Genomic DNA, 24,412 nt, shown 5'->3' with positions numbered 1-24,412 from the left:
TATTAAAACAAAAAAGGCTGCCTTTAGGCAACCTTTTAGTTATTGTTTAATTGAATTACACAACTCCTTGTGCCATCATGGCATCGGCTACTTTTACAAAGCCTGCAATATTTGCTCCTTTAACGTAGTCCACATAGCCATCACCATCTTTTCCATATTTTACACAAGCTGCATGAATATCATTCATAATGTTATGTAATTTTTCATCCACTTCTTCTCGTGTCCAGTTTAAACGTAACGAGTTTTGTGACATTTCTAATCCTGAAGTTGCCACCCCTCCTGCGTTAGATGCTTTCCCTGGCGAGAATAAGATTTTTGCTTTATGAAAGACAGCAATCGCTTCAGGTGTGCAAGGCATATTAGCTCCCTCTCCCACACAAATACATCCATTATTTACAAGTGTTTGTGCTTCTACTTCATTTAATTCATTTTGTGTTGCACATGGTAAGGCGATATCACATTTTACTCCCCAGGGACGTTTCCCTTCTTCATATTTTGCCGAAGGGTATTTATCTACATATTCTTTAATTCTACCTCGTTTGTTGTTTTTTAAATCCATAACAAAGGCAAGTTTTTCTTCATTAATGCCTTCTTCATCATAAATATACCCTGCTGAATCTGAAAAAGTAACCACCTTTCCACCAAACTCCATAGCTTTTTCTGCCGCATATTGAGCAACATTTCCAGATCCAGAAATAACAACAGTTTTCCCTTTAAAGCTTTCGCCTTTTGTGGACAGCATATTTTTGGCAAAATATACATTCCCATAGCCTGTTGCTTCTGGTCTTATTAAAGATCCTCCATAACTAAGTCCCTTTCCTGTAAATACTCCTGTAAATTCATTACGCAATCTTTTATATTGACCAAACATAAAGCCTATTTCACGACCACCAACACCAATATCTCCTGCAGGCACATCAGTATTAGGACCAATATGTCTAGAAAGCTCTGTCATAAAACTTTGACAAAAACGCATTACTTCATTGTCACTTTTACCCTTAGGGTTAAAGTCACTTCCTCCTTTACCGCCTCCCATAGGAAGTGTTGTTAAACTGTTTTTGAAAGTTTGCTCAAAGCCTAAGAATTTTAAAATACTTAAATTGACTGAAGGATGGAAACGCAAACCGCCTTTGTAGGGCCCAATAGCCGAATTAAATTCTATTCTATATCCTCTATTTACCTGAATATTCCCTTTATCATCTGTCCACGGAACTCTGAAGATTAAGGTTCTCTCAGGCTCTACCATGCGCTCCAAAAGCATTTTGCCCTGGTACATTTCATTTTCTTCAATAAATGGGATTACAGTTTCTGCAACTTCGGTAACAGCCTGCATAAATTCAGGCTCATTGGGGTTCATTTCGCCAACTTTTGAAATGAAATCTTTAATGCTTTGTTTCATCTGAATAAAATATTTGTTTTTTAATGGAACGATGGAATACCTTATGATTCATCATTATTACATAGAGATTACAAAAAGGCATTTCACAAGAAAGTTTAAAAAGTAATAATCTTTTAAAATTAAATCTCAAAAAAATCTTCAAACCTACAATTTAGAAGTTTTGAAAACGTTTTCGTAATTAGTCACAAATATAAGTTATCTATAAAAAAAGCACTGTCTTTTTTTCCGAAATAAGCTATTTAATTATAATATATTTCTCTGTTAGATATGTTTTTATATATTTGTTACGTCTCAATCTAAACCTAAATTAAAATGAATACCAGAATTTTGCTATTGGTATTTTTATTTTTTGCGCTTGTAAGGCAAGAAGTTTATAGCCAATTTGGCTTCTCCCATGAGATTGGAGTCATCACAGGACCCGTTGTTTTCTACTCAGATTTTGGTGTAAGAAATGATTTTGAAACTAACATTGGTAATGTAGGTTTTGGAGTTGGAATTGTTCATTACTTAAATTTCTCGTATAGAGCAGATTGTAATTGTTATACCAAAGACACCTATTTTAATGACCACTTTAAAGTACGAAGTGAAATAGATTATCATAAAACTAATTTTGAGCATTTAGGGAAATGGGTAGATCCAGATAGGGTATCTATTACTGCAGATCAATTGAGAGCCATGAAAGGTTCTTCTACCGTATTTGATATTGGCGCACAATTAGAATTTTTCCCTCTAAGTATCCGTGACTTTGCGGCAGGATCCTATAAAATAGCTCCATTTGGAAGTTTTGGGGTTCATTGGGTTAGTTTTGATCCTGAAGTGTATAGTGACTTAGGAGCACTAAATACTCCTATTACGACTCCTATTAAGTACTATAATGCATTCCAACAGGAAGGTGACTCTACTTGGAGTATAGTAATGAGTACAGGTATTCGTTATAAGTTAGGCCCTTTAAGTGATTTAATGCTAGATGCACGTTGGCAATATTATTTTTCTAATTGGGTAGATGGTTTAAACCCTCAAGAAGAATTCAACGAACAATCCCTAGGTGAAGGAAACGGTGTTCCTGTTCCTGAAAATAAAGCCAATGACTGGATTTTTTGGCTCAATGTGGGATATATTTATTACTTAGATTAAATAATTGAATATAATATTATAAAAAAGGCACCAAGATATGGTGCCTTTTTTATTATCCAATTGCCTGTTTTAAATCTCCTATTAGATCATCTACATCTTCAATTCCTACGCTTAAACGAATTAAGGAATCTACAACACCAGTTTTTTCTCGTTCCGCTTTAGGAATGCTTGCATGAGTCATACTAGCAGGGTGTCCAGCCAAGCTTTCAACGCCTCCTAAACTTTCAGCAAGTGTAAACACTTTTAGTTTTTCAACTATTTTTATAGCATCTTCAAAACTATTCCCTTTGGTTACAAAAGATATCATTCCGCCAAAATCCTTCATTTGAGATTTAGCAATTTCATGGTTTGGGTGGTTTTCAAACCCTGGCCAATATACTTTTTCAATTTTAGGGTGATTTACTAAATATTCTGCAATTTGTTTCCCGTTTTCACAATGGCGTTGCATTCTAACGTGAAGTGTTTTAATGCCGCGTAATAACAAAAAGCTATCTTGCGGCCCACAAATGGCTCCACTTGCATTTTGAATAAAATATAATCTCTCAGCTAAATCTTTATCCTTTACTACCAATGCTCCCATGACAACATCACTATGCCCTCCTAGATATTTTGTGGCACTGTGCATCACAATATCGGCTCCCAAATCAAGTGGTTGTTGTAAATAAGGCGTAGCAAAAGTATTATCCACTGCCAATAGGAGATTGTGCTTTTTTGCAATGGTAGCACAAGCTTTAATATCAATGATGTTCATCATTGGGTTGGTAGGGGTTTCAACCCAGATGAGTTTTGTATTTGCATTTACATACGCTTCGATATTTGAAGCATTTTGCATTCCTATAAAATGAAATTTCACACCAAACCCTTCAAAAACTTTAGTAAAAAGTCGGTAACTTCCTCCATATAGGTCATTTGTAGAGATGACTTCATCGCCAGGCTTCAATAATTTTATAACTGCATCTATGGCAGCTAATCCACTTCCAAAAGCCAACCCGTAATTTCCATTTTCGATACTTGCGAAAGCATTTTCTAAAGCATTTCGTGTAGGGTTGTGTGTTCTAGAGTACTCATACCCTTTATGTCCCCCAGGAGTGGATTGGGCATAAGTAGAAGTTTGGTAAATGGGAGGCATAACCGCTCCATAAGCCTTGTCATGTTCCTGTCCTCCGTGTATAGTTTTAGTGTTAAATTTCATAAATCAATTTTTGAAGAAACAAAAGTACGCTTTCCCCAATCATTATAAAAACTTTGTACTTTTGTACCATGAAATTACGCCTTTTGCTTTTATTAAGTATCACCATTTTTATAGGGTGTAAGAAAACATCTACGTTATCATTTTCTTTGGAAAGTTTTTCAGAAAGTGATTTAAAAATCTGTGAAAACGATTCTTGTTCAAAAATTACCATCGATTATATAAAAGTTGTTGGGGATGAAGCAATTGCTTCAAAAATTAACTCTCAAATCGAGTCGTATATTATAAAGTCACTTTTCTTAGGAGAGGATGAAAGGCCTTCAGCCAAATCAATTGAGGAAGCTGCACGCCAATTTATCATAGCCTACAGAGACCATAAAAATGAATTTGAATACAACTTAAAGTATGAAGCCGAAGTAACTGTTTCAAAAATGTATGAAAACGAAAATATCCTTTGTCTTCAGTTACAAAGTTATCTTTTTACAGGAGGTGCACATGGTTACGGAAGTACACATTTTAAAAATATTGACGAAGAAACAGGCGAAGAAATTACCGTAAGCGAATTATTTGAAGATGAAAAAGGATTTTTAGAGCTAACTGAAAAAGCCTTCAGAAAGAAATACAAAATTCCTGAAAATGAATCTATTAATTATACCGGGTTTTGGTTTGAAGACGACACATTTTACCTTCCTGAAACCATCGGTATTTCAAAGAAAAATATCGTTTTTATTTACAACCCATACGATATTGCAAGTTATGCCGAAGGGCCTATTATTTTTGAAATCCCTTTAAAAGAAGCCAAACCCTTTCTTTCTAATACCTATTTCCCATGAAAAAAATCTACCATGTTTCTACTTGTAGCACTTGTGTAAGAATTATAAAAGAACTTGATCTTCCTTCAGATTTTGTGCTGCAGGATATCAAAAAAGAAGAACTTACCGTAAAACAACTTGAAGCATTAAAAAAGTTAGCGGGAAGTTATGAAGCACTTTTTAGTCGAAGAGCGAATCTTTATAAAGAACGAAATCTTAAAAACGAAACACTAACCGAAGAAGATTACAAACGATTCATTTTGGAGCACTATACGTTTTTAAGTCGTCCAGTAATCGTGAATGGAAATAACATTTTTATTGGAAACAGCAAAAAAACGGTTGCTTCAGCCAAAGAATCTATACACAACTCATGAATGCTCGTGCTTGGGCACTATTAGCCGCAACAGCAGCCAGTACAATTTATGGAATTAACCACACCATAGCAAAGGGATTAATGCCCGATGTTATTGGACCCTTTGGTTTTATACTATTGCGTGTGGGAGGTGCTGCCGTATTATTTTGGGCTATAAGTGTTTTTTATCCTTCTGAAAAAATTGATAAAAAAGACCTCTTTACCATTATTGCTTGTGCCTTTTTTGGAATGGTTCTTAACATGAATATGTTTTTTAAGGGATTAGAACTATCCACTCCAGTAAATAGTTCGGTTGTAATTACTGCTGCTCCGGTTCTTTTATTGATTCTTTCTGCTATTTTTTTAAAAGAACGGATAACGTGGTTAAAATCTATTGGTATTTCTTTAGGTATTATTGGGGTACTAACGCTAATTCTATTTGGCGCAAAAACACAACCCAATGCTCCAAACATTCCGTTAGGAAACTTCTTTTTTGTGATGAATGCAGCGTCTTATTCGGTCTATTTAATTTTAGTGAAGCCCCTCGTAGGTAAATACAGTTCCATTACCTTAATGAAGTTCTTTTTCCTTTTTGCTCTAATAATAAACCTCCCAATTGGTATTTCGGAATTTATGGAAGTTTCTTGGGAAACCCTTCAAATTTCGCAAATTGCAAAACTAATTTTTGTGGTAGTGGGTACAACCTTCCTTACCTATCTTTTTAATATTTACGCTTTAAAACAGCTTAGCCCTTCTACCATTGGTGTTTTTATGTACCTGCAACCTGTGGTAGCAACCATATTTGCCCTACTTGTAGGTGCAGATTCCTTAACGCCATTAAGAATGATCGCTGCTGTTTTAATTTTTACAGGAGTATTTCTCTCTACTAGAAAACCTAAAGCAAAAGTTATAAATCCTTAGGGTGTTGCTGAAATTTACGGGTATCTTCTTTAGTAAGAATTTTAAAATCTTCGGTTTTATCTATTCCATCTAAAAAATTCCAGATATCTTGAGGGGGATCTGCCAATTTTCGTGTTTCTAAATCTATCCAAGCACCAAGCATTTCACATCGCGCAAGATTTTTACCCTCTCGATTGTAAAAATTATGGACAAAAGAAAAGAAAGTACCTTTTTCCGAAATTCCATTTAACTGAATGGAAACTTGTATTGGCTTACCAGGGAAAACCTCCTTAAAATAATACATATGTTCATAGAGCGCTACAGGACCCAAATGCATTTTGTATAATCGCTTTTGACCAAATCCCTTTTCGTTAAAATAACTCATACGGGTATGGCTCATATAATCTATATAGGCACTGTTTCTTAAATGAAGGTTTGCATCTACATCGCTCCATCGTATTTCAAATTGTTTTGTATACACGTTCTAATTTTTGCCGTAAATTTAAGGCTCTTTTAAACCAAATATTCATAAATATATTATAAATGCCATTAGTTTCTTCGCAGTATTTTCCTAAAGGACTTTTTAAAAATGGGCATTTTTCTACCATTTATTCTGCGAAATTAAGAACCGCTCCAAAGCTTATACAGCAAAGGGAACGGATTAAATTAGAAGATGGTGATTTTATAGATTTAGATTTTGCTTTTTCAGAGAAACCTACAAATAAAATTGCTATTATTCTTCACGGATTGGAAGGAAACGCTCAACGCACATACATGCGGGGTCAAGCAAACGTATTGTGTAAAAACGGATGGGACACCTGCGCCGTAAATTATCGTGGGTGCAGTGGTGAAACCAATCTTAGTTATCAATCGTATAACGCTGGTAAAACAGAGGATTTGGAGGCTATTGTAAACCACCTTCTGGAGAAAAATCGTTATGCTGAAATAGCTTTAGTTGGTTTTAGCTTGGGCGGGAATTTACTTTTAAAATATTTAGGAGAACGAACCTTTGTCCCGAGAGAAATTTTAGCAGGAGTAGCTATTTCTGTACCATTGAGTTTAAAAGGTTCCTTAGAACAACTTTCCCTATGGAATAATTGGGTTTATCGCACTTCTTTTTTATTCGATTTACGAAAGAAATACAAACAAAAAATGAAGCAATTTCCTGAACTAATGAGTGTTTCCGATTACAAAAAAATTAAAAGTCTCAAAACCTTTGATGATATTTATACAGCGCCTGCTCACGGATTTAAAGACGCTTTCGACTATTATGAAAAAAATAGCAGCCTTCAGTTTTTACCAGAAATTGATATTCCTGTTTTAATTCTGAATGCACAAAACGATAGTTTTTTATCACAAAATTGTTATCCCATTTCGCTTGCGGAAAAGTCGAAAAACATTTATCTTGAAACTCCTAAATACGGAGGTCATGTTGGATTTCATAAAACTGATGAAACCTATTATAGCGAAGAACGAACACTTCAATTTTTAACAAAAAGATAGAACTATGAAAAAAATAATGTCATTACTACTCTTAGTATCCTTAAGCTTTTTTATAAGCTGTGGTGGAAAAGAAGAAAAGAAAGAAGAAAAAGAGACCATGAAGATTGGGACTCAAAAAACCGAAAAAGTTGAAGATTCCAATACAGTAAATGTAGCACTTACTGGAAACGACATGATGCAATACGATAAAAATGAGATTAAAGTAAAAGCAGGACAAGAAGTTACCTTAACACTTCGACATGTGGGGAAATTAGATAAAAAAGTGATGGGACATAACTTTGTACTACTAATGCAGGGCGTAAATATGCAAGAATTTGGTATAAAAGCTTCTGAAGCTGGGGAGGCGACAGATTGGATTCCTGAAGATGGAAAAGAGGTTATAGCTCACACAAAAATGTTGGGTGGAGGTGAATCTACAAGCATTACATTTACTGCACCCGCAGCAGGAACTTATGACTTTATCTGTAGCTTTCCGGGGCATGTTGCTATGATGAAAGGAAAATTTATAGTAGAATAACTCGATTTATTTTTGCCATAATTTGAAAATGGGTGGTTTTATAAAAAATCATCCATTTTTTTATAGGCATCAATGACTTTTTGTTCGCCTTCTTTTCCAGAAACCGAATTCCCATGTTCCATTCCTAAAATACCTTTATACCCCTTTTCATAAATGTATTTAAATACATTTTTATAATTAATTTCTCCAGTGGTAGGTTCGTTTCTCCCAGGATTATCTCCTATTTGAAAATAAGCAATCTCATCCCAACAAGCCTCCATATTAGGTAGTAAGTTTCCTTCTTGAATTTGCTGGTGGTAAATATCAAAAAGTATTTTACAAGAAGGGCTATCCACCGCTTTACAAATTTGAAAAGCTTGTGGAGATTCGTTTAAAAACAAACCCGGATGATTTCTAAAATTAAGTGGCTCTAAAACCATGGTTAAATTGTGAGGCTCCAAAATATCACTTGCCCGCTTTAAAGTTTCAACCACATTTGCCGTTTGAAAATCATTGTCCAAGCGTAAATCAACATGTCCCGGGACTACCGTCATCCATTTAGCATTTACTCTTTTTGCTATCTCAACAGCGTCTTTTATATACTGAAGAAACTCATCTCGCCATTCTTGTTTCCCACTAGCCAGATTAGGTTCTTTCCAATAAATCTTGTGTGCCACAAAAACGCCCATTTCCATACCTAATTGCTCCATTTTTGAAGCTATTCGGTTTTGTTCTTCCATAGGGCGGTTTCGCATTTCATTATCTTCAAAAGCAGTAAACCCTTGTGCCGCCATAAACTCTAACTGAGCAATAATATCTTCCCCAGCATGAGCTTTAAACATCCCATCATGAGGAGCATATTTTAAATTAAATGAATGCTTTCCAGTTATAAATTGAGTCTTTTTTGAAATCAATTCAGTAGCCAAAACACTTCCTCCTAATGTAAAAAGGGAACCCGTTAAGGCTCCCTTTTGTATAAATTTTCTGCGGTTCATTTCTTTAAAATTATAAAGCCATAGCTTTTCCGTTTCCTGCTTCGCTTAAAGGAATACACCCTTTTTGTTGTCCAGGAACCGGATCGTACCAAAGTACATTTTTACCAATCTCTTCACTTGTCTTCCATCCCCAAACCGTTAATCCTCTAATGGAAGAGGTTAAATAAAACAACTGTGCATCTTTATCAAAAGTAGCAGCAGGATCTGTTTTACTTGCTTCTAAAAACTCCCCATACTTTCTACCATATTCTATTTGAGTTTCTTTAGGTGTTTTTAAGTACTTCGCTAGCATTTGATCAAATTCTTCTGGCGTTCCTTTATCCAATTCTTTATTAAAGGTCGCTTTAAATTCAGCTTCAAACGTATTAAAAGCATTTTTTACAAATTGCTTTTCCCTTGAGGAAGAAACTTCCCAAAATTCATCTTCAATATCGGCTTTATCTGAAGGCAGTACTTCATTCCAATAACTATCAATAAATTGATGTACTCCCATGGCCACTGCACCAGGTATTTCTTCGTCATTAGGAATGATTAAATCCACCATGCTTTTTAGTGCATGTCCTTGTGCTTGCGTAACAAAAGCTGGGGTAAAAGTGGGTCCCGCTTCTTTACAGCTTTGTAATATACTAATAATGGTAGGTGTTGCTACTAAGGCTCCAGCTCCCCATCCTAGGTTTCGTAAGGCTTGTCTTCTATCCATTAGGCTTCTTTTTTAATTTGATTAACAGCGTGATTTGCAGCTCGTGCAGTAAATGCCATATAGGTTAGTGATGGGTTTACACAACTAGCCGAGGTCATAAAAGAACCATCGGTGCAGTACACATTAGGTACCGCATGGAGTTGATTGTTTCCATTACAAACAGATGTTTTGGGGTCTTTCCCCATACGAGCCGTTCCCATTTCGTGGATTCCCAATCCTGGTGCTCCAGGATCATCCCAAGGTTCAATATCACTAAATCCAGCTTTTTCTAGCATTTCAACAGCTTGTTGCACCATATCTTTACGCATTTCGTATTCATTTTCTTTCCACTCGGCATCAAATGTAATGGTAGGCAATCCCCACTTATCAAGTTTGTCGTAATCTAGCGTCATCTTATTTTCATGATACGGTAGGCACTCTCCAAACCCTAAAAGGAGCATTCTCCAATTTCCAGGTTCTGTCACGGCCTTTTTTAAATCTTTTCCATAGCCAAGTTCGGCGACCATTTCGTCATAACGACCACGGCTAGCACCTCCTTGATATCCATACCCTCTTTTAAAGTTGGGCATATCTGTTTTTCCGCCAATGTTTCGGAATCTTGGAATATAAAGTCCGTTAGGTCTACGTCCTTTATAATGTTTGTCTTCAAAATCATTTACATTGGCCCATGCTCCTGCTTTAAAATGATGGTCCATGATATTACATCCTAACTCTCCACTATCATTGCCCATTCCATTAGGAAATCTATCGCTTTTGGACTGAAGTAATATACTGGCAGTTGCAATGGCTGAAGCACATAAGAAAACTACTTTGGCATTAAAAACCATCTTTTCTCCACTTTCTGAATCTATAACCCTAACACCTGTAGCTTTTTTTGTAGCATCATCATAAATAACTTCGTGTACAATTGAGTTAGGTCGTAATGTTAAATTTCCTGTTTTTTCAGCCGCAGGCAGTGTTGAAGAAACACTACTAAAATAACCTCCAAATGGGCATCCTCTCATACAACGGTTTCTAAATTGACAATTGGAACGACCGTCATGAGTTTTAGTCCCTGTAAGATGGGCCGTACGACCAATAGTTACCAATCTTCCATCATCATAATTCTTAGCCATAGATTCTTTTAATTCTATTTCGGCACAGTTTAATTCCATAGGAGGAGAGAATATTCCATCAGGCAATACTTCAAGTCCAAGGGCTTCCCCACTTACTCCTATAAATTCTTCCACTTTATCATACCACGGCGCTATATCTTTATATCGAACAGGCCAGTCTACGGCAATTCCTTCTTTTTTGTTAGCCCCAAAATCAATATCACTTAAACGATAACTTTGACGCCCCCACATAATAGAACGACCTCCCACGTGATATCCGCGAATCCAATCGAATCTTTTTGTTTCATTATAAGGATGCACCAAATCATTCACGAAGAAATGCCTGTGTGCTTCATCTGTGGTGTATCCAGTTCTAGCTTGTTTGAGCTGTTTTTGTTGTTCTTCGACAGGTAATTGCCCTTTAAACTTAAAATCCCAAGGATCCATATTAGCTGTTGGGTAATCTTCAATGTGTTTTATCATTCGTCCTCTTTCAAGAACCAAGGTTTTCATGCCATTTTCGCAAAGTTCCTTTGCAGCCCATCCGCCGCTTATTCCAGAACCAACTACGATAGCATCATACATTTCATCAGGGTTTGCCATTGTGTGTTTATTAGTTTTAAAAGTGATTTTAGTCTAAAAATATCTTAGTATAGAAGTCGCAAAATCTTAAACTAAGAACTATAAAGTTAACTACTAATTTCCGCTATTTTTTCCGATTACACAAAAATACATTCCTAAAAGAACAAGATTGACAACCGAAAACGTTTTCGGGTGCGAAATTCGCAATCGATGCCCTTTAGGGATTGAGTCCTTTCAAAAAAGGATTATCTTAGAAGAAATTTTTCAAAAAAATAAAACTTAAATAACCAACATCCTCATACAATGAAAAATATCTTTATCCTTTTATTCTCCCTAACCACATTAATGGCCTGTAAAAACGGCAAAGAAGAACCTGCAGAAACCTTAGAAACCGTTGTTTCTAATGACACAATTCCAACAAATGATGTTAAATTCTCATTAGCACAATGGTCATTTCACCTACCCATTCAAAAAGGATTAATGGATCCCATGGATTTTGCAAAACGCTCAAAAGATTTAGGATTCGATATGATTGAATATGTTGATCAGTTATATCCCAAAGACACTACCATTCCCTATGAAGATTGGGTGATGAACCTAGCTAATGAATGGAAAATTAAAAATGATTCGGCAGGGGTATCCTTTGGTCTAATTATGATTGATACCGCAGGCGAATTAGCAGATCCAGACGAAAAAAAGAGACAAGAATCTATTAAAAAACACAAGAATTGGATTGATGCCGCCGCCGCTGTTGGTTCACCTGCTATTCGAGTAAATTTATTTGGCTTTACAGAGTTAGAACCATGGCATAATGCTTCTGTCGCCGCCTTAAAGGAATTAGGTGCCTATGCGGCCGAAAAGAATATTATGATTTTACCCGAAAATCATGCACAACTCTCTAATAATGCAGATTATATGGTTGCGGTGATTGATGAAGTAAATATGCCCAACGTTGGTGTTCTTCCCGATTTTGGCAATTTTTGTGTTTTAAGAGAAAAAAGTAACCGATGGAATGGGCCTTGTTTAGAGGAATACGATCGTTATGAAGGAATTGCAAAATTGATGAAACACGCTAAAGGATTTGTATCTGCAAAATCTCAAAATTTTGATGAAAATGGGGATGAAACAAAGATTGATTATTACAAAATGATGCAAATACTTAAAGATGCCGGTTTTTCAGGATATATTGGGGTAGAATACGAAAATGAAGAATACGAAGATCCTTCAGAAGGAATTATGGCAACAAAGAATTTGGTCATTAAGGGACTAGAAAAAGCTAACTAATCTAAAAAATATGAAATCAACCACTCGTTTTCAATTATCGTTTATGATGTTCCTCGAATTCTTTATTTGGGGAGGCTGGTTTGTTACTATGGGTACTTTTTTAGGAAATAACCTTTCTGCCTCTGGTGCCGAAACTGGTATGGCATACTCCACACAATCTTGGGGAGCGATTATTGCCCCTTTTATTATAGGACTTATCGCAGATCGTTTTTTTAATGCAGAAAAAATATTAGGTGTATTACATTTAATTGGTGCCGTATTAATGTATCAAATGTCGCAAGCCACAGATTTTCCTGTTTTTTATCCTTACGTTTTAGGATATATGATTGCCTATATGCCTACTCTTGCCTTGGTGAATTCAGTTTCATTTAACCAAATGAAAGATCCTTCAAAAGACTTTCCACTTATTAGAGTTTGGGGTACCATAGGATGGATCGTTGCAGGGCTCCTTATTAGTTTTGCCTTTCAATGGGACTCGTTAGAAAATATAGGCCAAGGAATGTTATCTAATACTTTTTTAATGACCGCAATAGCCTCAGCTGTTTTGGGAGTTTTTAGTTTTCTACTTCCAAAAACACCTCCTAGTGTTCCCAAAGGTGAAAAAGTTACTCTATCTGATATATTAGGATTAGACGCCCTTAAATTATTAAAGGATAGAAATTTCTTAGTATTTTTCCTAGCATCGGTATTAATCTGTATTCCATTAGCCTTTTACTATCAAAATCTGAGTCCTTTTTTAACTGAAAGTGGTGTAGAAAACTCTACCGCTTGGGCCTCAGCAGGACAGATTTCGGAAGTATTATTTATGCTATTACTTCCTTTCTTTTTCAAAAAATTTGGATTCAAAAAGACCATTCTGTTTGGAATGTTAGCTTGGGTCTTACGATACTTACTCTTTGCCTATGGAAATGCTGGCGAGTTATTTTTTATGTTAATCACTGGAATTGTGCTCCACGGAATATGTTATGACTTTTTCTTCGTATCAGGCCAAATTTATACAGATAGCAAAGCGGGTGAAAAAGTAAAAAGTGCTGCGCAAGGGTTAATTACCTTAGCAACGTATGGGGTAGGTATGCTTGTTGGATTTTATGTGGCGGGAAAAATTACTGATTCGAATATTATTACTGAAGGAGGTCATACTTGGCAATCCATTTGGACCTTCCCTGCATTATTTGCAGCTGGAGTTTTAGTGCTTTTTGCCTTATTATTTAAAAACGAAAAAATAGAATACAAAGAATAAAACTATGAGTAACAAAATACGATGGGGTGTCCTAGGCGGCGGTGGCGATTCTCTAATTGGAGTATTGCACCGGGTAGCCGCTAGCATGTTTGACGCTTATCAATTAACAGGGGCCGTTTTTAATCCCGATTTTGAAGCTAATAAGGCTTTTGCCAACGAAATAGGAATCCCAACTAGCAGAATCTATAAAGATTTTGACACCATGGTAGCGGAAGAATTAAAATTAGCAAAAAGTGAAAGGATTCAGGTGTTTTCAGTTTTAACACCTAACTTTTTGCATTTTCCCATGGCGAAAAAGCTACTTGAAAATGGCTTTCATGTTATTTGTGAAAAGCCGATGACCATGACCTATGCCGAGGCTCTAGAATTGGAAGCCATTCAGAAACAAAACAACAACATTTTTGCACTTACCCATACCTATACAGGCTACCCAATGGTACGCCAAATGAAGAAAATGATAGAAGAGGGTGTTCTTGGCGACATTCAAAAAGTAGATGTACAATACTACCAAGGATGGATTAATCCCATTATTCACGATAAAGAAAAGCGTAATACCACATGGAGATTAGACCCTTCCAAATCGGGGATAAGCTGCTGTATGGGAGATATTGGAGTTCACGCATACCAGATGTTGGAGTTTGTTACGGGAATGGAAGTAAAAACCATTTTGGCAGACCTCAACCATTTGTACGACGATAACCAAATGGATATCGACGGCACCGTATTAGTACGTTTAGGAAAATACACCAAAGGGGTTATAAGAGCTAGCCAAATTGCCACCGCCGAAGAAAATAATTTTGCCGTGGCGGTCTACGGGAAAAAAGGGGCGTTAAAATGGGAACAGGAAAACCCTAATTATTTATACCATTTAGTAGACGGTGAGCCCATTAAAACGTTAAAACCTGGAAACGTTTACAATAGTAAACTATCTCTGGACGGAACTAAGTTGCCCCCAGGACATCCTGAAGGTATTTTTGATGCTATGGGGAATATATACAAAGGAGTGGCAAAAGCGGTAAGAAATCAACCATATGATAAAGCCGAATTTCCCTCCATGCGAGATGGTGTTCGCGGAATGAACTTTATTGAAACCAGCGTTGCCTCCCACAAAGAGGGTAATGTTTGGAAAGAATTATAAAAGCATACAATGATGAAAACCATTAAAGGACCTGCTGTTTTTTTAGCCCAATTTATGGATGACAAAGCACCTTTCAATACCTTGGAAGGTATTTGCCAATGGGCAGCAGATTTAGGATATAAGGGAATTCAAATCCCTACTTGGGAAAGTAGATTAATCGATTTAAATCTTGCCGGAGAAAGCAAAGTGTATTGTGACGAACTAAAAGGAAAAATTAACAGCTTTGGACTCGAAATCACCGAACTTTCTACTCACCTCCAAGGACAATTGGTAGCGGTGCATCCTGCATACGATTTAATGTTCGACAATTTTGCTCCAGACGACTGCAAAAACAACCCGAAAAAGCGCACCGAGTGGGCTCGTCAACAACTTATTAGCGCAGCAAAAGCCAGCAAACATTTAGGGCTAAAAGCTCACGCCACTTTTAGTGGTGCATTGCTCTGGCATACATGGCACCCATGGCCACAACGCCCAGAGGGTTTAGTAGAAATGGGTTTTGAAGAATTGGCAAAACGGTGGCTTCCGTTATTAAATGAATTTGAAGAAAACGGAGTTGCTGTTTGTTACGAAATTCACCCAGGGGAAGATTTACACGACGGGGTTACTTTTGAACGATTTTTAAAAGCCACAGGCAATCACAAAGCAGTAAATATTTTATACGACCCAAGTCATTTTGTGCTTCAGCAATTAGATTACATTCAATACATTGACCATTATCACGAATTTATAAAATCCTTTCATGTAAAAGATTCCGAATTTATTCCCGATGGAAAACGCGGTGCTTTTGGCGGGTATAGCGACTGGAAAGACCGTGCTGGACGCTATCGCTCTTTAGGTGATGGACAAATAGACTACAAAACAGTATTCAGTAAATTAACCGAATACGGCTGTGATGTTTGGGCAGTCATGGAATGGGAGTGTGTAATAAAAAGCCCCGAACAGGGCGCTCGAGAAGGGGCCAAATTTATTAGCGATCGAATTATTGAAGTAACCCAAAAACGATTTGATGATTTTGCAGGTGCAGCAATTGACAAAGAAAAACTGAAAAAAATATTAGGATTATGAAAAAAATAGCCTTCATTATTTGTGCGACCATACTAGTAATTGCTTGCAAAGAAGTTGTTGAAGAAACAACCAAAGTGGTGACTGAAGATGTTTCTAATGAAGAACCCACAAAACCTGAAGAAACCGAAATTTGGGAACCCATTCCTGCAAAAGTAAACCCTAAAGGAAATAACGGCGCCCCTAGCGATGCCATTATTCTGTTCGATGGAACAAACTTCGATGAATGGATTTCGGCAGTGGATTCTACCGAAGTAAAATGGACTCTTAATTCAGATGGCAGTATGACCGTAAAGGACAAAACAGGAGATATTCAAACCAAGCAAAACTTTGGAAGTGTTCAATTGCACTTAGAATGGCGAAGCAATCCAGAGAATAAACAAACTAATCAAAACCGAAGCAATAGCGGGGTGTTTTTTCAAAATAGATACGAGGTACAAATTCTTGATAACAATGATAATCCTACTTATGTAAACGGAATGGTTTCTTCCATTTATAAACAATCCCCTCCATTGGTTATGGCAGCTGTATCCACTGGAGAATGGAACACCTATGACATTATTTTTCACGCGCCTGAGTTTGATGCAGAAGGTAATAAAACTAAATCGGCAACACTAACCGTACTATTAAATGGTGTTTTGGTGCAAGATCATTTTGAATTGGAAGGAACAACCGAATATATCGGCTGGCCTAAAAATGATGCCCATGGTCCTGCTCCAATTAAATTGCAAGACCATCAAGATATGAGTGGCGTAAGCTATCGCAATATTTGGGTGCGCGAACTTTAAATAAAAGAATATGAAAAAAATATCCCTATTAGCAGTTGTGCTTTTAATAACTATTTCTTGTAAAGAAAAAGCAAAAGAAAATATGGCTGAGACCGAACCTATGGAAGAATTAAAAACTGAAGCAGTACAAGAATGGATTACCCTTTTTGATGGCTCTTCGCTCGATAAATGGAGAGGCTATCTCATGGAAGAGATGCCTGCAGAATGGTCTATAAAAGACGGCGCCATGGCATTTACGCCTAGCAAGGAAGGTGGAAAAAATATTATTACCAAAGAAACTTTTACCAACTTTGTATTGTCCTTAGAATGGAAAATTTCGGAAGGTGGTAATAGCGGGATTTTCTGGGGAGTTCATGAAGATCCTAAATTCCCAGAGGCGTATCAAACAGGTCCCGAAATACAAGTGCTGGATGATGAAAAACATCCCGACTCTTTTGTGGGCGAAGGAACGCACAAAGCGGGAGCATTATACGATATGTTAGCTCCAAGAGAAAAAGCTGTAAAACCTGCTGGCGAATGGAATCTTTGTGTCATTGAAGTGAATCATAACACAGGTCAAGGGAAAGTGACTATGAATGGAGTAGATATTGTGTACTTCCCAGTAAATGGAGAAGCATGGGACGATATGGTAGGGCAATCAAAGTTTGCTACTTGGGAAGGTTTTGGAAAATACCCAACAGGTCATATTGCGTTACAAGACCACGGAGACAAAGTGTGGTATCGAAATATTAAGATTATGAAACTGGATTAAGTTTTATGGATGTCGAGACACAACTTTATTGGGCCACAGGGTATTGTGCTTTTATTCTGCTCTTATTTGCTATCATGCAAAAATATCCTCCCAAAAAGATAAATTGGTGGTACGGCTATAGAACCTCACGTTCTATGAAAAATGAAGAAACTTGGAAAGCCGCACAAGAGTACGCCTCCAAAAAGTCGATACAACTAGCCCTGTTTAGTTTTATGTTTCCTGGGGTGTTTTATTTTGTAATTCCAGAGTATAATTTTTTACTCACGGTCATAGCCAATACACTCCTTATTTTATTGATTATTCCTTATACTGAAAGGTATTTAAAGGAAAAATTTAATGAAAATTAGAATTTCATAAAGTTGTACCTTTGCTTTCTTAACAGCTCACTATGATTCAGTCCATGACCGGATACGGCAAAAGCATCCTCGAATTGCCTTCCAAAAAAATTACCATCGAAATTAAATCGCTTAACAGCAAAGGGCTCGACCTTAATGCACGCGTTCCCTCTAGCTATCGCGAAAAAGAACTCGTGTTACGCGATTACATCGCCAAGTCCCTTACCCGCGGAAAAGTGGATTTTAACCTCTATGTGGAGGTGACGGGAGAAGCTACCAGTAGCGTGATTAATGAAGTGGTGGTTAAGGAGTATATGAATCAAATGAAGAATATTGTGGATGGGGACGAAACCGAATTACTAAAAATGGCGGTACGCATGCCCGATGCGTTAAAAACAGAACGTGATGAGATTGATGAAGATGAATTTAAACACATTATGAAAGGGGTAGATGAAGCATTGGCAGCCATTAATCAATACCGAAGTGATGAAGGAAAGGTGCTAGAAGACGATTTTAAAGGCAGAATTGAAATAATTTCAGATTTACTAAAAGAAGTAATGAAAATAGATCCCGAACGTATTGAACATGTGAGGGAAAAATTGCAAAAAGCCGTTTCAGAATTAAAAGAAACCGTCGATGCCAATCGCTTTGAACAGGAACTTATCTACTACCTCGAAAAATACGATATCACCGAAGAGAAAGTTCGGCTCGAAAACCACTTAAAGTATTTTGTTGAAACTTTAAATTCTTCAGACTCCAACGGAAAAAAATTAGGCTTTATCACACAGGAAATTGGTCGTGAAATTAATACCATTGGGAGTAAAGCCAACTATGCCCCTATGCAACATTTGGTGGTGCAAATGAAGGATGAGCTAGAAAAAATTAAGGAACAAGCCCTAAATGTTTTGTAATGAAAAAGGGAGGAAAATTAATTGTTTTTTCGGCACCTTCTGGCAGTGGCAAAACAACTATTGTAAGACACCTGCTCAAACAACCTGAATTAAATTTGGAGTTCTCCATTTCGGCAGCTTCGCGAGCGCCAAGAGGTGAAGAAAAACACGGTGTAGATTACTATTTTATGGATTTGAAGGAATTTAAACAACACATAAAAAATGGTGATTTTTTAGAATGGGAAGAAGTCTATCGCGATAATTTTTACGGGACTCTTAAAAGTGAAGTAGAGCGCATTTGGGCACAAGGTAAAAATGTAATTTTTGATATTGATGTGGTTGGCGGATTGCGTATTAAAAAGAAATTTCCTAAAGAAACTTTGGCGGTTTTTGTAAAACCTCCAAGTGTGGATGAGTTGAAAATTAGATTAAAAAACCGCAAAACTGAAAGCGAAGAAAAAATTAATATGCGTATTGCCAAAGCTTCTATAGAAATGGCAACGGCCCCTCAATTCGATTTTATTATCATCAACGATCAGCTTGACAAAGCTTTGAATGAAGCCGAAAAATTAGTGGCAAATCATATTTCAAAATCGCTAGACGAAGAAGAATAGCATGACCTCTCCCAAAAAAATAGGACTATACTTTGGTACGTTTAACCCCATTCACGTTGGGCATCTTACCATTGCCAATTATATGGTGGAGTTTAGTGATTTGGACGAAGTTTGGATAGTCGTGACACCTCACAATCCGCATAAAAAAAAGAAAACTTTACTTGAGGATATCCATCGCTTAACAATGGTGCGCATTGCGCTAGAAGATTATCCAAAGTTAAAAGCCAGCAATATAGAGTTTGACCTTCCGCAACCCAATTACACAGTTAATACCTTGGCACATTTGGAAGAAAAATATCCCGAAAGTAGCTTCTGTTTAATTATGGGTGAGGATAATTTAAAGAGCTTTCATAAATGGAAAAACTACGAAGTTATTTTGGAGCGATATGAGTTATATATATATCCAAGAATTTCGGAAGGAACCATAGAGTCTAAATTCACTAAACATCCTAAAATTCATAAAGTGAATGCTCCCATTATGGAATTGTCTTCTACGTTTATACGGAAAGCCATTAAAGATGGGAAAAATATTCGGCCGATGCTTTCGCAGAATGTTTGGGAGTATTTGGATGAGATGAATTTTTATAAAGCCTAGAAAAACACCGAGAATTCTTCAAAACAAAAACCGCCCAACTTAGATCCCCCTTTTTCACGGGGACAAGTCAGACGGTTTTCAACTAAATAACCAACCAAAAAGTTTTCTATATTTTAAAAGTTGCTAATTTTTTTCATTTGCTTTTCAATTTCAGCTTTTGAAAGGCGCAACTTTCCTCTTTCATTATTTTTAATCGTAATGTATCCTCTTCCTCTAAATCTGTAAACCGTTCCCGACGGATTATGATACAATTCTATCGTGTTGTCATTAATAACGCTCAACTCAAAAAATTCATTGCCCAAATAGTCATAATCTAATGTTAAATATTTTCTATAGGCATTTCCTTGCACATCGTCCACGTTGTAAATTCCGCTGTAATCCCAATAGATAGTATTGATATTCGTGCCGTTAGGGTCTTGAGAGCTCAAAAAATTACCATCGCCACCTCCTGAAAGAAATTGCATAAAATTTTCATAGTCAAAAGGATTGGGCTCCCCATACGGACTTGTATAAATCTTTTCCCATGCCACATATTCCTGAACAAAATAATGGATGTTATCATAGAACAATAAATCGTAATCGAAATTGCTTCTTTGATAGCCAACTAATATGTATCGAAGATTTGCTGGGCGATAATACAACTCTATTTCGTGATTGTTTAATTGGGTCACTTCAAAACGATGGAATCCGTCAATGTCATGAGAGACATCCAATTCATCGGCAAACGTATCGTAATATCCTATATCAATTCCGAAGCCGTAGCCTTGGTCACCAATACCGACTAAATTGTTGTTTGCGTAGAGGCTTCCATTTCTGAAAGACAATGTAAACGCTAGTTGCATAAACGGAATTTGCCCACTAGCATTAGAACGATTGATATCCACATACCACAACTCGTGTGAAGCCAAAAGTTCTCCCAAAGTAATGGTTGGAACAGGATCGATGTGATCTTCTACAATCACTTCGGTATAACACGAAGTAAAAAAAGTTGCTATTAAGGCGAATCCGAAAAAAAGTTTTAATGCTTTCATAAGATGTGATTTTAGGATTTCTAAACTTCAGAAAATCGAAAAGCGTGCCACAATTTTTAACTTATTGTTTTTTAGATGATTAACATTAATGAAAAGTGATTTAAACAGATTCCCTTTTTGTATTTTAGTTCTTGAGATACTAATTATGTATTTTTGAGTATCTGAAAAGTGATTCATGTCAAAAAAACCAAAATTTGCCGTTTTTGGAGGAGGAAGTTGGGCCACTGCCATTGTAAAAATGCTTTGCGAAAACCTTGATGAAGTAGGTTGGTATATGCGAAGCGAACAAGCTGTTGAGCATATTAAAACCGAATTTCACAATCCAAATTATTTAAGTTCGGTAGAATTTGATGTTACTAAACTTAAACTAAGCAACGACATTAACGAGTTGGTTGCTTACGCAGATTATCTCATTTTTGCCATTCCTTCAGCCTTTGTAGAAACCGAATTAAAAACCATTACTGAATCTTTAGAAGGTAAGATTATTTTTTCGGCCATTAAAGGGATTGTGCCCGAAAGTAGTTTGATTGTGGGAGATCATTTCTTTACAAATTATAATATTCCGTTTAAAGATATTGGCGTAATTACGGGGCCTTGCCATGCTGAAGAAGTCGCGCTAGAAAGGCTTTCTTATTTAACCATTGCTTGTGCCGATGAAAAGAAAGCAAAAATAGTGGCAGATGTGCTCTCCTGCGAATACATAAAATGTACTACCAGTGATGATATTATTGGCACCGAATATGCCGCCATGCTTAAAAATATTTATGCCTTAGCTGCCGGAATCGCTCACGGATTGGGGTATGGAGATAATTTCCAAAGTGTGTTGATGAGTAACGCTATTCGTGAGATGAAGCGCTACGTAAAAAAAGTCCATAAAATGAAACGCGATATTAACGGATCTGCTTATTTAGGAGATTTGTTAGTAACGGGTTATTCCACGTTTAGCCGAAATCGATTATTTGGCACCATGATAGGAAAAGGCTACACGGTAAAAAGCGCCATGATGGAAATGAATATGGTGGCTGAAGGGTATTACGCAACAAAAAGTGCCTATCACCTTAACGAAGCCAAAGGCAAAAAGAAGGCAAAAATTCCAATTATTACAGCTGTTTATGATGTACTCTACGATCATAAAAACCCCAAAAAGGTCTTTAAAAAATTGACTGAAAAACTCAATTAAGTTTCATTTCCTTGATTTTTCAAAAGTTAACCTTTATTTAAACTTCTATAAATTTTATAAGCAAAAGGTATCTTTTATATTTGCCCTTTAAAAAATTTTAAAGGTATACTATGAAAAAAATTACGCTTACTTTTTTATTGATAATCACAGCTTTTTTTGCGCAAGCGCAAACTGTTTTTATTAATGAATTACATTACGACAACACTGGCGCCGATGTTGGTGAATTTGTAGAAATTGCTGGCCCTGCTGGTACCGATTTAACGGGTTGGACAGTAGAATTTTACAATGGTGCTAACGGCTCGCTTTACTCAACATTAAACCTTTCTGGAACTATTGATGATGAAGGTTCAGGTTATGGTGCTCTTAGTTTTCTTGAAGCAGGAATCCAAAATGGTGCTCCAGATGGATTAGCATTAATTGATAACACGAATACCGTTATTCAATTTTTAAGTTATGAAGGAGCTTTTACTGCAACAGCAGGAACTGCAAATGGACAAGCATCAACAGATATTGGGGTTTCTGAACAACCCGCACCTGCCGTTGGTCAATCGCTTCAGCTTATTGGCTCGGGAAATCTATACTCGGATTTTTCTTGGACAGGACCTGTCGCTGAATCCCCTGGGACTATTAATGTAAATCAAACGTTTTCTGGAGGAGCAGGAAATCCTCCTGTTATTTCTTGTCCTTCAACCATTATGATTAATAATACCGCTGGTGAATGTAGTGCTGTTGCTAATTATGCAGGTACAGCCATTGATACAGAAGATGGCGATATTTCTGGGGATATTGTGTACTCTCCACCAAGCGGAAGTACCTTCCCAGTAGGAACAACTACTGTTACTGCTTCTGTTACTGATAGCGATGGAAACACTTCAACTTGTACTTTCGATGTTACAGTAAATGATGTTGAAGACCCAGTGGTTGTTTGCACAGACTTTACTGCGCAATTAGATGCTACTGGAAACGTAACAGTATTCCCTGGAGATGTTGCTACTGCTACAGATAACTGTCCAACCGTTACTTTAGAGTTTGGTGCACCAGCCATTAATGGAAGCTTAACTACCACATTTGCTTCAAATAATGGTCAATCTGGAAACATGTTTGATATTGTTGCATTAAACGATATTACTATTGAATCTTTTGATATTAATATGGATTCTGGAGTTACAGATGACGTAGAGGTTTACTTTAAAACAGGTCCTTACCTTCCTTCTGTAAACACTCCCGGAGATTGGACTCTTGTGGCAACTACAAATGTAACTTCTGTTGGAACAGATGTACCTACTCCATTAAACCTTAACTTAGGAATTAATGTTACCGCAGGACAAACGGTTGCCTTCTATGTAACACTTACTTCTACTACTGCTATTAATTATACTAATGGATCTACAACAGGATCACTTTTTGCCAGTGATGCTAATTTAGAGTTCTATGAAGGTGCTGGACTAGCTTATCCATTTGCCTCTAATTTTAATCCTAGAGTATTTAATGGAAACATTATTTACAATGCAGGAGGATCGTTATCTTCAAGTTTGGACTTTACGTGTATGGATATTGGACCAAACAATGTGCAAGTAACTGCTACTGATGCTTCTGGAAATACTTCCACCTGTAGCGCTGTAATTACCATAGAGGATAATATTGCACCTGTAATAGCTTGTGCTGGCGAAGTGTCTGGAGCTCCCGTATTTATAAATGAAATTCATTATGACAACACCGGGGCAGACCAAGACGAAGCTATAGAAATCGCCGGACCAGCTGGAACAGACTTAAGTTCTTATTCCATTGTACTATATAATGGAAATGGTGGTACAGAATATAATACCGTAGCACTATCGGGAACAATTGATGATGAGGGTGATGGGTTTGGTGCTATCAATTTTCCAATAACGGGTATTCAAAATGGCTCTCCAGACGGAATCGTTTTAGCTAATAATGGAAACGTTATTCAATTTTTAAGTTATGAAGGGAGCTTTACTGCCGTAGATGGAATTGCTTCTGGGCTAACCTCAACCGATATTGGAGTTTCTGAACCTAGTAGCACTCCAATTGGAGAATCTTTGCAACTTACAGGCACTGGAACATATTATCCAGACTTTACATGGAATGCTCCTTCTGCCTCTTCCCCTGGAGATATAAATATAGGTCAAACCTTTTTAGCGCCAACTTCTACTGTTTATGACGCCACTTTAGACGGAACAACAGGTACCGTAACCGTAAACGTAGCCGATTTACTATTGAGCGTAGATGAAGCCTGTGGATATACAGTAACCTCTGGTGGTGGTGCTCCTATTCCAGGATCTATCACAACACTTTTTGCCACCAATAACAATGGTTCACAAGGAGGA

General features: G+C 36.9%; 25 protein-coding genes. 18 read left to right on the top strand and 7 right to left on the bottom strand.

Translation table 11 applies throughout. From position 1 onward, the window contains the following. Window positions 1–55: 55 nt before the first annotated feature. Entirely contained in the window at window positions 56–1,399 is a 1,344-nt protein-coding gene (gene gdhA, locus KXJ69_RS10100; protein ID WP_219052989.1) for an NADP-specific glutamate dehydrogenase, read from the bottom strand. 312 nt (window positions 1,400–1,711) lie between these two features. On the opposite strand from gdhA, the gene KXJ69_RS10095 reads away from it, so the two are divergent. Further along, window positions 1,712–2,533 (top strand): THC0290_0291 family protein, encoded by an 822-nt coding sequence (locus tag KXJ69_RS10095; RefSeq protein ID WP_219052988.1) that lies wholly within the window; start codon window positions 1,712–1,714, stop codon window positions 2,531–2,533. Between the two features lie 52 nt (window positions 2,534–2,585). Here the strand turns inward: KXJ69_RS10095 and KXJ69_RS10090 are convergent, their stop codons facing one another. Beyond that, window positions 2,586–3,725: a cystathionine gamma-synthase gene (locus KXJ69_RS10090; protein WP_219052987.1), complete on the bottom strand. Its 1,140-nt coding sequence runs from the start codon at window positions 3,723–3,725 to the stop codon at window positions 2,586–2,588. A gap of 68 nt (window positions 3,726–3,793) precedes the next feature. On the opposite strand from KXJ69_RS10090, the gene KXJ69_RS10085 reads away from it, so the two are divergent. From KXJ69_RS10085 to KXJ69_RS10075, 3 genes are read left to right on the top strand one after another with little or no spacing between them, the layout of a single operon-like run. Continuing rightward, window positions 3,794–4,555: a DUF3298 and DUF4163 domain-containing protein gene (locus KXJ69_RS10085; protein ID WP_219052986.1), complete on the top strand. Its 762-nt coding sequence runs from the start codon at window positions 3,794–3,796 to the stop codon at window positions 4,553–4,555. Beyond that, on the top strand, window positions 4,552–4,908 hold the full coding sequence (locus tag KXJ69_RS10080) for an arsenate reductase family protein (RefSeq protein ID WP_219052985.1): 357 nt from the start codon (window positions 4,552–4,554) through the stop codon (window positions 4,906–4,908). Before KXJ69_RS10085 ends, KXJ69_RS10080 begins: the two co-directional genes overlap by 4 nt. Continuing rightward, window positions 4,905–5,807, top strand: coding sequence for a DMT family transporter (locus KXJ69_RS10075; RefSeq protein WP_219052984.1), 903 nt, complete (start codon window positions 4,905–4,907; stop codon window positions 5,805–5,807). Before KXJ69_RS10080 ends, KXJ69_RS10075 begins: the two co-directional genes overlap by 4 nt. Here KXJ69_RS10075 and KXJ69_RS10070 read toward each other — a convergent pair. Next, window positions 5,794–6,267 carry an acyl-CoA thioesterase gene (locus KXJ69_RS10070; protein WP_219052983.1) on the bottom strand — a complete coding sequence of 158 codons (474 nt, stop codon included), beginning with the start codon at window positions 6,265–6,267 and terminating at the stop codon, window positions 5,794–5,796. The genes KXJ69_RS10075 and KXJ69_RS10070 overlap by 14 nt on opposite strands. Before the next feature lie 62 nt (window positions 6,268–6,329). Here KXJ69_RS10070 and KXJ69_RS10065 point away from each other — a divergent pair, with 62 nt between their 5' ends. Together KXJ69_RS10065 and azu are read left to right on the top strand one after the other, a co-directional pair. Next, a complete protein-coding gene (locus KXJ69_RS10065; RefSeq protein ID WP_219052982.1) occupies window positions 6,330–7,289 on the top strand; it encodes a YheT family hydrolase in 960 nt (319 codons plus the stop codon). Window positions 7,290–7,293: 4 nt separating this feature from the next. Continuing rightward, the gene (azu, locus tag KXJ69_RS10060; protein WP_219052981.1) at window positions 7,294–7,806 is read left to right on the top strand and encodes an azurin; all 513 of its coding nucleotides are present in this window, start codon (window positions 7,294–7,296) and stop codon (window positions 7,804–7,806) included. A gap of 38 nt (window positions 7,807–7,844) precedes the next feature. Here azu and KXJ69_RS10055 read toward each other — a convergent pair whose 3' ends face one another. The 3 genes from KXJ69_RS10055 to KXJ69_RS10045 are packed head-to-tail and all read right to left on the bottom strand — an operon-like array spanning window position 7,845 to window position 11,177. After that, window positions 7,845–8,780 carry a hydroxypyruvate isomerase family protein gene (locus tag KXJ69_RS10055; protein ID WP_219052980.1) on the bottom strand — a complete coding sequence of 312 codons (936 nt, stop codon included), beginning with the start codon at window positions 8,778–8,780 and terminating at the stop codon, window positions 7,845–7,847. A gap of 10 nt (window positions 8,781–8,790) precedes the next feature. Next, window positions 8,791–9,480, bottom strand: a complete 690-nt coding sequence (locus KXJ69_RS10050) for a gluconate 2-dehydrogenase subunit 3 family protein (protein ID WP_219052979.1) — start codon at window positions 9,478–9,480, stop codon at window positions 8,791–8,793. Then, window positions 9,480–11,177 (bottom strand): GMC oxidoreductase, encoded by a 1,698-nt coding sequence (locus KXJ69_RS10045; protein ID WP_255571313.1) that lies wholly within the window; start codon window positions 11,175–11,177, stop codon window positions 9,480–9,482. The genes KXJ69_RS10050 and KXJ69_RS10045 overlap by 1 nt, the downstream gene beginning before the upstream one ends. A gap of 282 nt (window positions 11,178–11,459) precedes the next feature. On the opposite strand from KXJ69_RS10045, the gene KXJ69_RS10040 reads away from it, so the two are divergent. From KXJ69_RS10040 to nadD, 10 genes are read left to right on the top strand one after another with little or no spacing between them, the layout of a single operon-like run. Then, complete coding sequence (locus KXJ69_RS10040; RefSeq protein ID WP_219052978.1) at window positions 11,460–12,440, top strand: sugar phosphate isomerase/epimerase family protein; 981 nt, start codon at window positions 11,460–11,462, stop codon at window positions 12,438–12,440. Window positions 12,441–12,450: 10 nt separating this feature from the next. Further along, on the top strand, window positions 12,451–13,680 hold the full coding sequence (locus KXJ69_RS10035) for a nucleoside permease (protein WP_219052977.1): 1,230 nt from the start codon (window positions 12,451–12,453) through the stop codon (window positions 13,678–13,680). A 4-nt stretch (window positions 13,681–13,684) separates the two neighbouring features. Beyond that, window positions 13,685–14,818 (top strand): Gfo/Idh/MocA family protein, encoded by a 1,134-nt coding sequence (locus tag KXJ69_RS10030; protein WP_219052976.1) that lies wholly within the window; start codon window positions 13,685–13,687, stop codon window positions 14,816–14,818. Window positions 14,819–14,830: 12 nt separating this feature from the next. Then, window positions 14,831–15,883: a sugar phosphate isomerase/epimerase family protein gene (locus tag KXJ69_RS10025; protein WP_219053184.1), complete on the top strand. Its 1,053-nt coding sequence runs from the start codon at window positions 14,831–14,833 to the stop codon at window positions 15,881–15,883. Continuing rightward, entirely contained in the window at window positions 15,880–16,668 is a 789-nt protein-coding gene (locus KXJ69_RS10020; protein WP_219052975.1) for a 3-keto-disaccharide hydrolase, read from the top strand. The genes KXJ69_RS10025 and KXJ69_RS10020 overlap by 4 nt, the downstream gene beginning before the upstream one ends. 10 nt (window positions 16,669–16,678) lie before the next feature. Then, window positions 16,679–17,419, top strand: coding sequence for a 3-keto-disaccharide hydrolase (locus tag KXJ69_RS10015; protein WP_219052974.1), 741 nt, complete (start codon window positions 16,679–16,681; stop codon window positions 17,417–17,419). Window positions 17,420–17,424: 5 nt separating this feature from the next. Next, window positions 17,425–17,766, top strand: a complete 342-nt coding sequence (locus tag KXJ69_RS10010) for an SdpI family protein (protein WP_219052973.1) — start codon at window positions 17,425–17,427, stop codon at window positions 17,764–17,766. A gap of 41 nt (window positions 17,767–17,807) precedes the next feature. Beyond that, on the top strand, window positions 17,808–18,665 hold the full coding sequence (locus KXJ69_RS10005; protein ID WP_219052972.1) for a YicC/YloC family endoribonuclease: 858 nt from the start codon (window positions 17,808–17,810) through the stop codon (window positions 18,663–18,665). Then, a complete protein-coding gene (gene gmk, locus KXJ69_RS10000; RefSeq protein WP_219052971.1) occupies window positions 18,665–19,258 on the top strand; it encodes a guanylate kinase in 594 nt (197 codons plus the stop codon). The genes KXJ69_RS10005 and gmk overlap by 1 nt, the downstream gene beginning before the upstream one ends. Before the next feature lies 1 nt (window position 19,259). Then, window positions 19,260–19,853, top strand: a complete 594-nt coding sequence (gene nadD, locus KXJ69_RS09995; protein WP_219052970.1) for a nicotinate (nicotinamide) nucleotide adenylyltransferase — start codon at window positions 19,260–19,262, stop codon at window positions 19,851–19,853. A gap of 113 nt (window positions 19,854–19,966) precedes the next feature. Here nadD and KXJ69_RS09990 read toward each other — a convergent pair whose 3' ends face one another. After that, window positions 19,967–20,884, bottom strand: coding sequence for a nicotinic acid mononucleotide adenyltransferase (locus tag KXJ69_RS09990; RefSeq protein ID WP_219052969.1), 918 nt, complete (start codon window positions 20,882–20,884; stop codon window positions 19,967–19,969). A gap of 175 nt (window positions 20,885–21,059) precedes the next feature. On the opposite strand from KXJ69_RS09990, the gene KXJ69_RS09985 reads away from it, so the two are divergent. Both KXJ69_RS09985 and KXJ69_RS09980 read left to right on the top strand, forming a co-directional pair. Further along, on the top strand, window positions 21,060–22,064 hold the full coding sequence (locus tag KXJ69_RS09985) for an NAD(P)H-dependent glycerol-3-phosphate dehydrogenase (protein ID WP_219052968.1): 1,005 nt from the start codon (window positions 21,060–21,062) through the stop codon (window positions 22,062–22,064). A 110-nt stretch (window positions 22,065–22,174) separates the two neighbouring features. Continuing rightward, window positions 22,175–24,412, top strand: a 2,238-nt coding sequence (locus KXJ69_RS09980; RefSeq protein WP_219052967.1) for an HYR domain-containing protein, incomplete at its 3' end; no start/stop codon positions are given.

The sequence above is a fragment of the Halomarinibacterium sedimenti genome (assembly GCF_019312585.1).
Lineage (GTDB): Bacteria > Bacteroidota > Bacteroidia > Flavobacteriales > Flavobacteriaceae > Halomarinibacterium > Halomarinibacterium sedimenti.
Note: the sequence above shows the minus strand (reverse complement) of the source record. Positions and strands in the feature narration are given on the sequence as shown.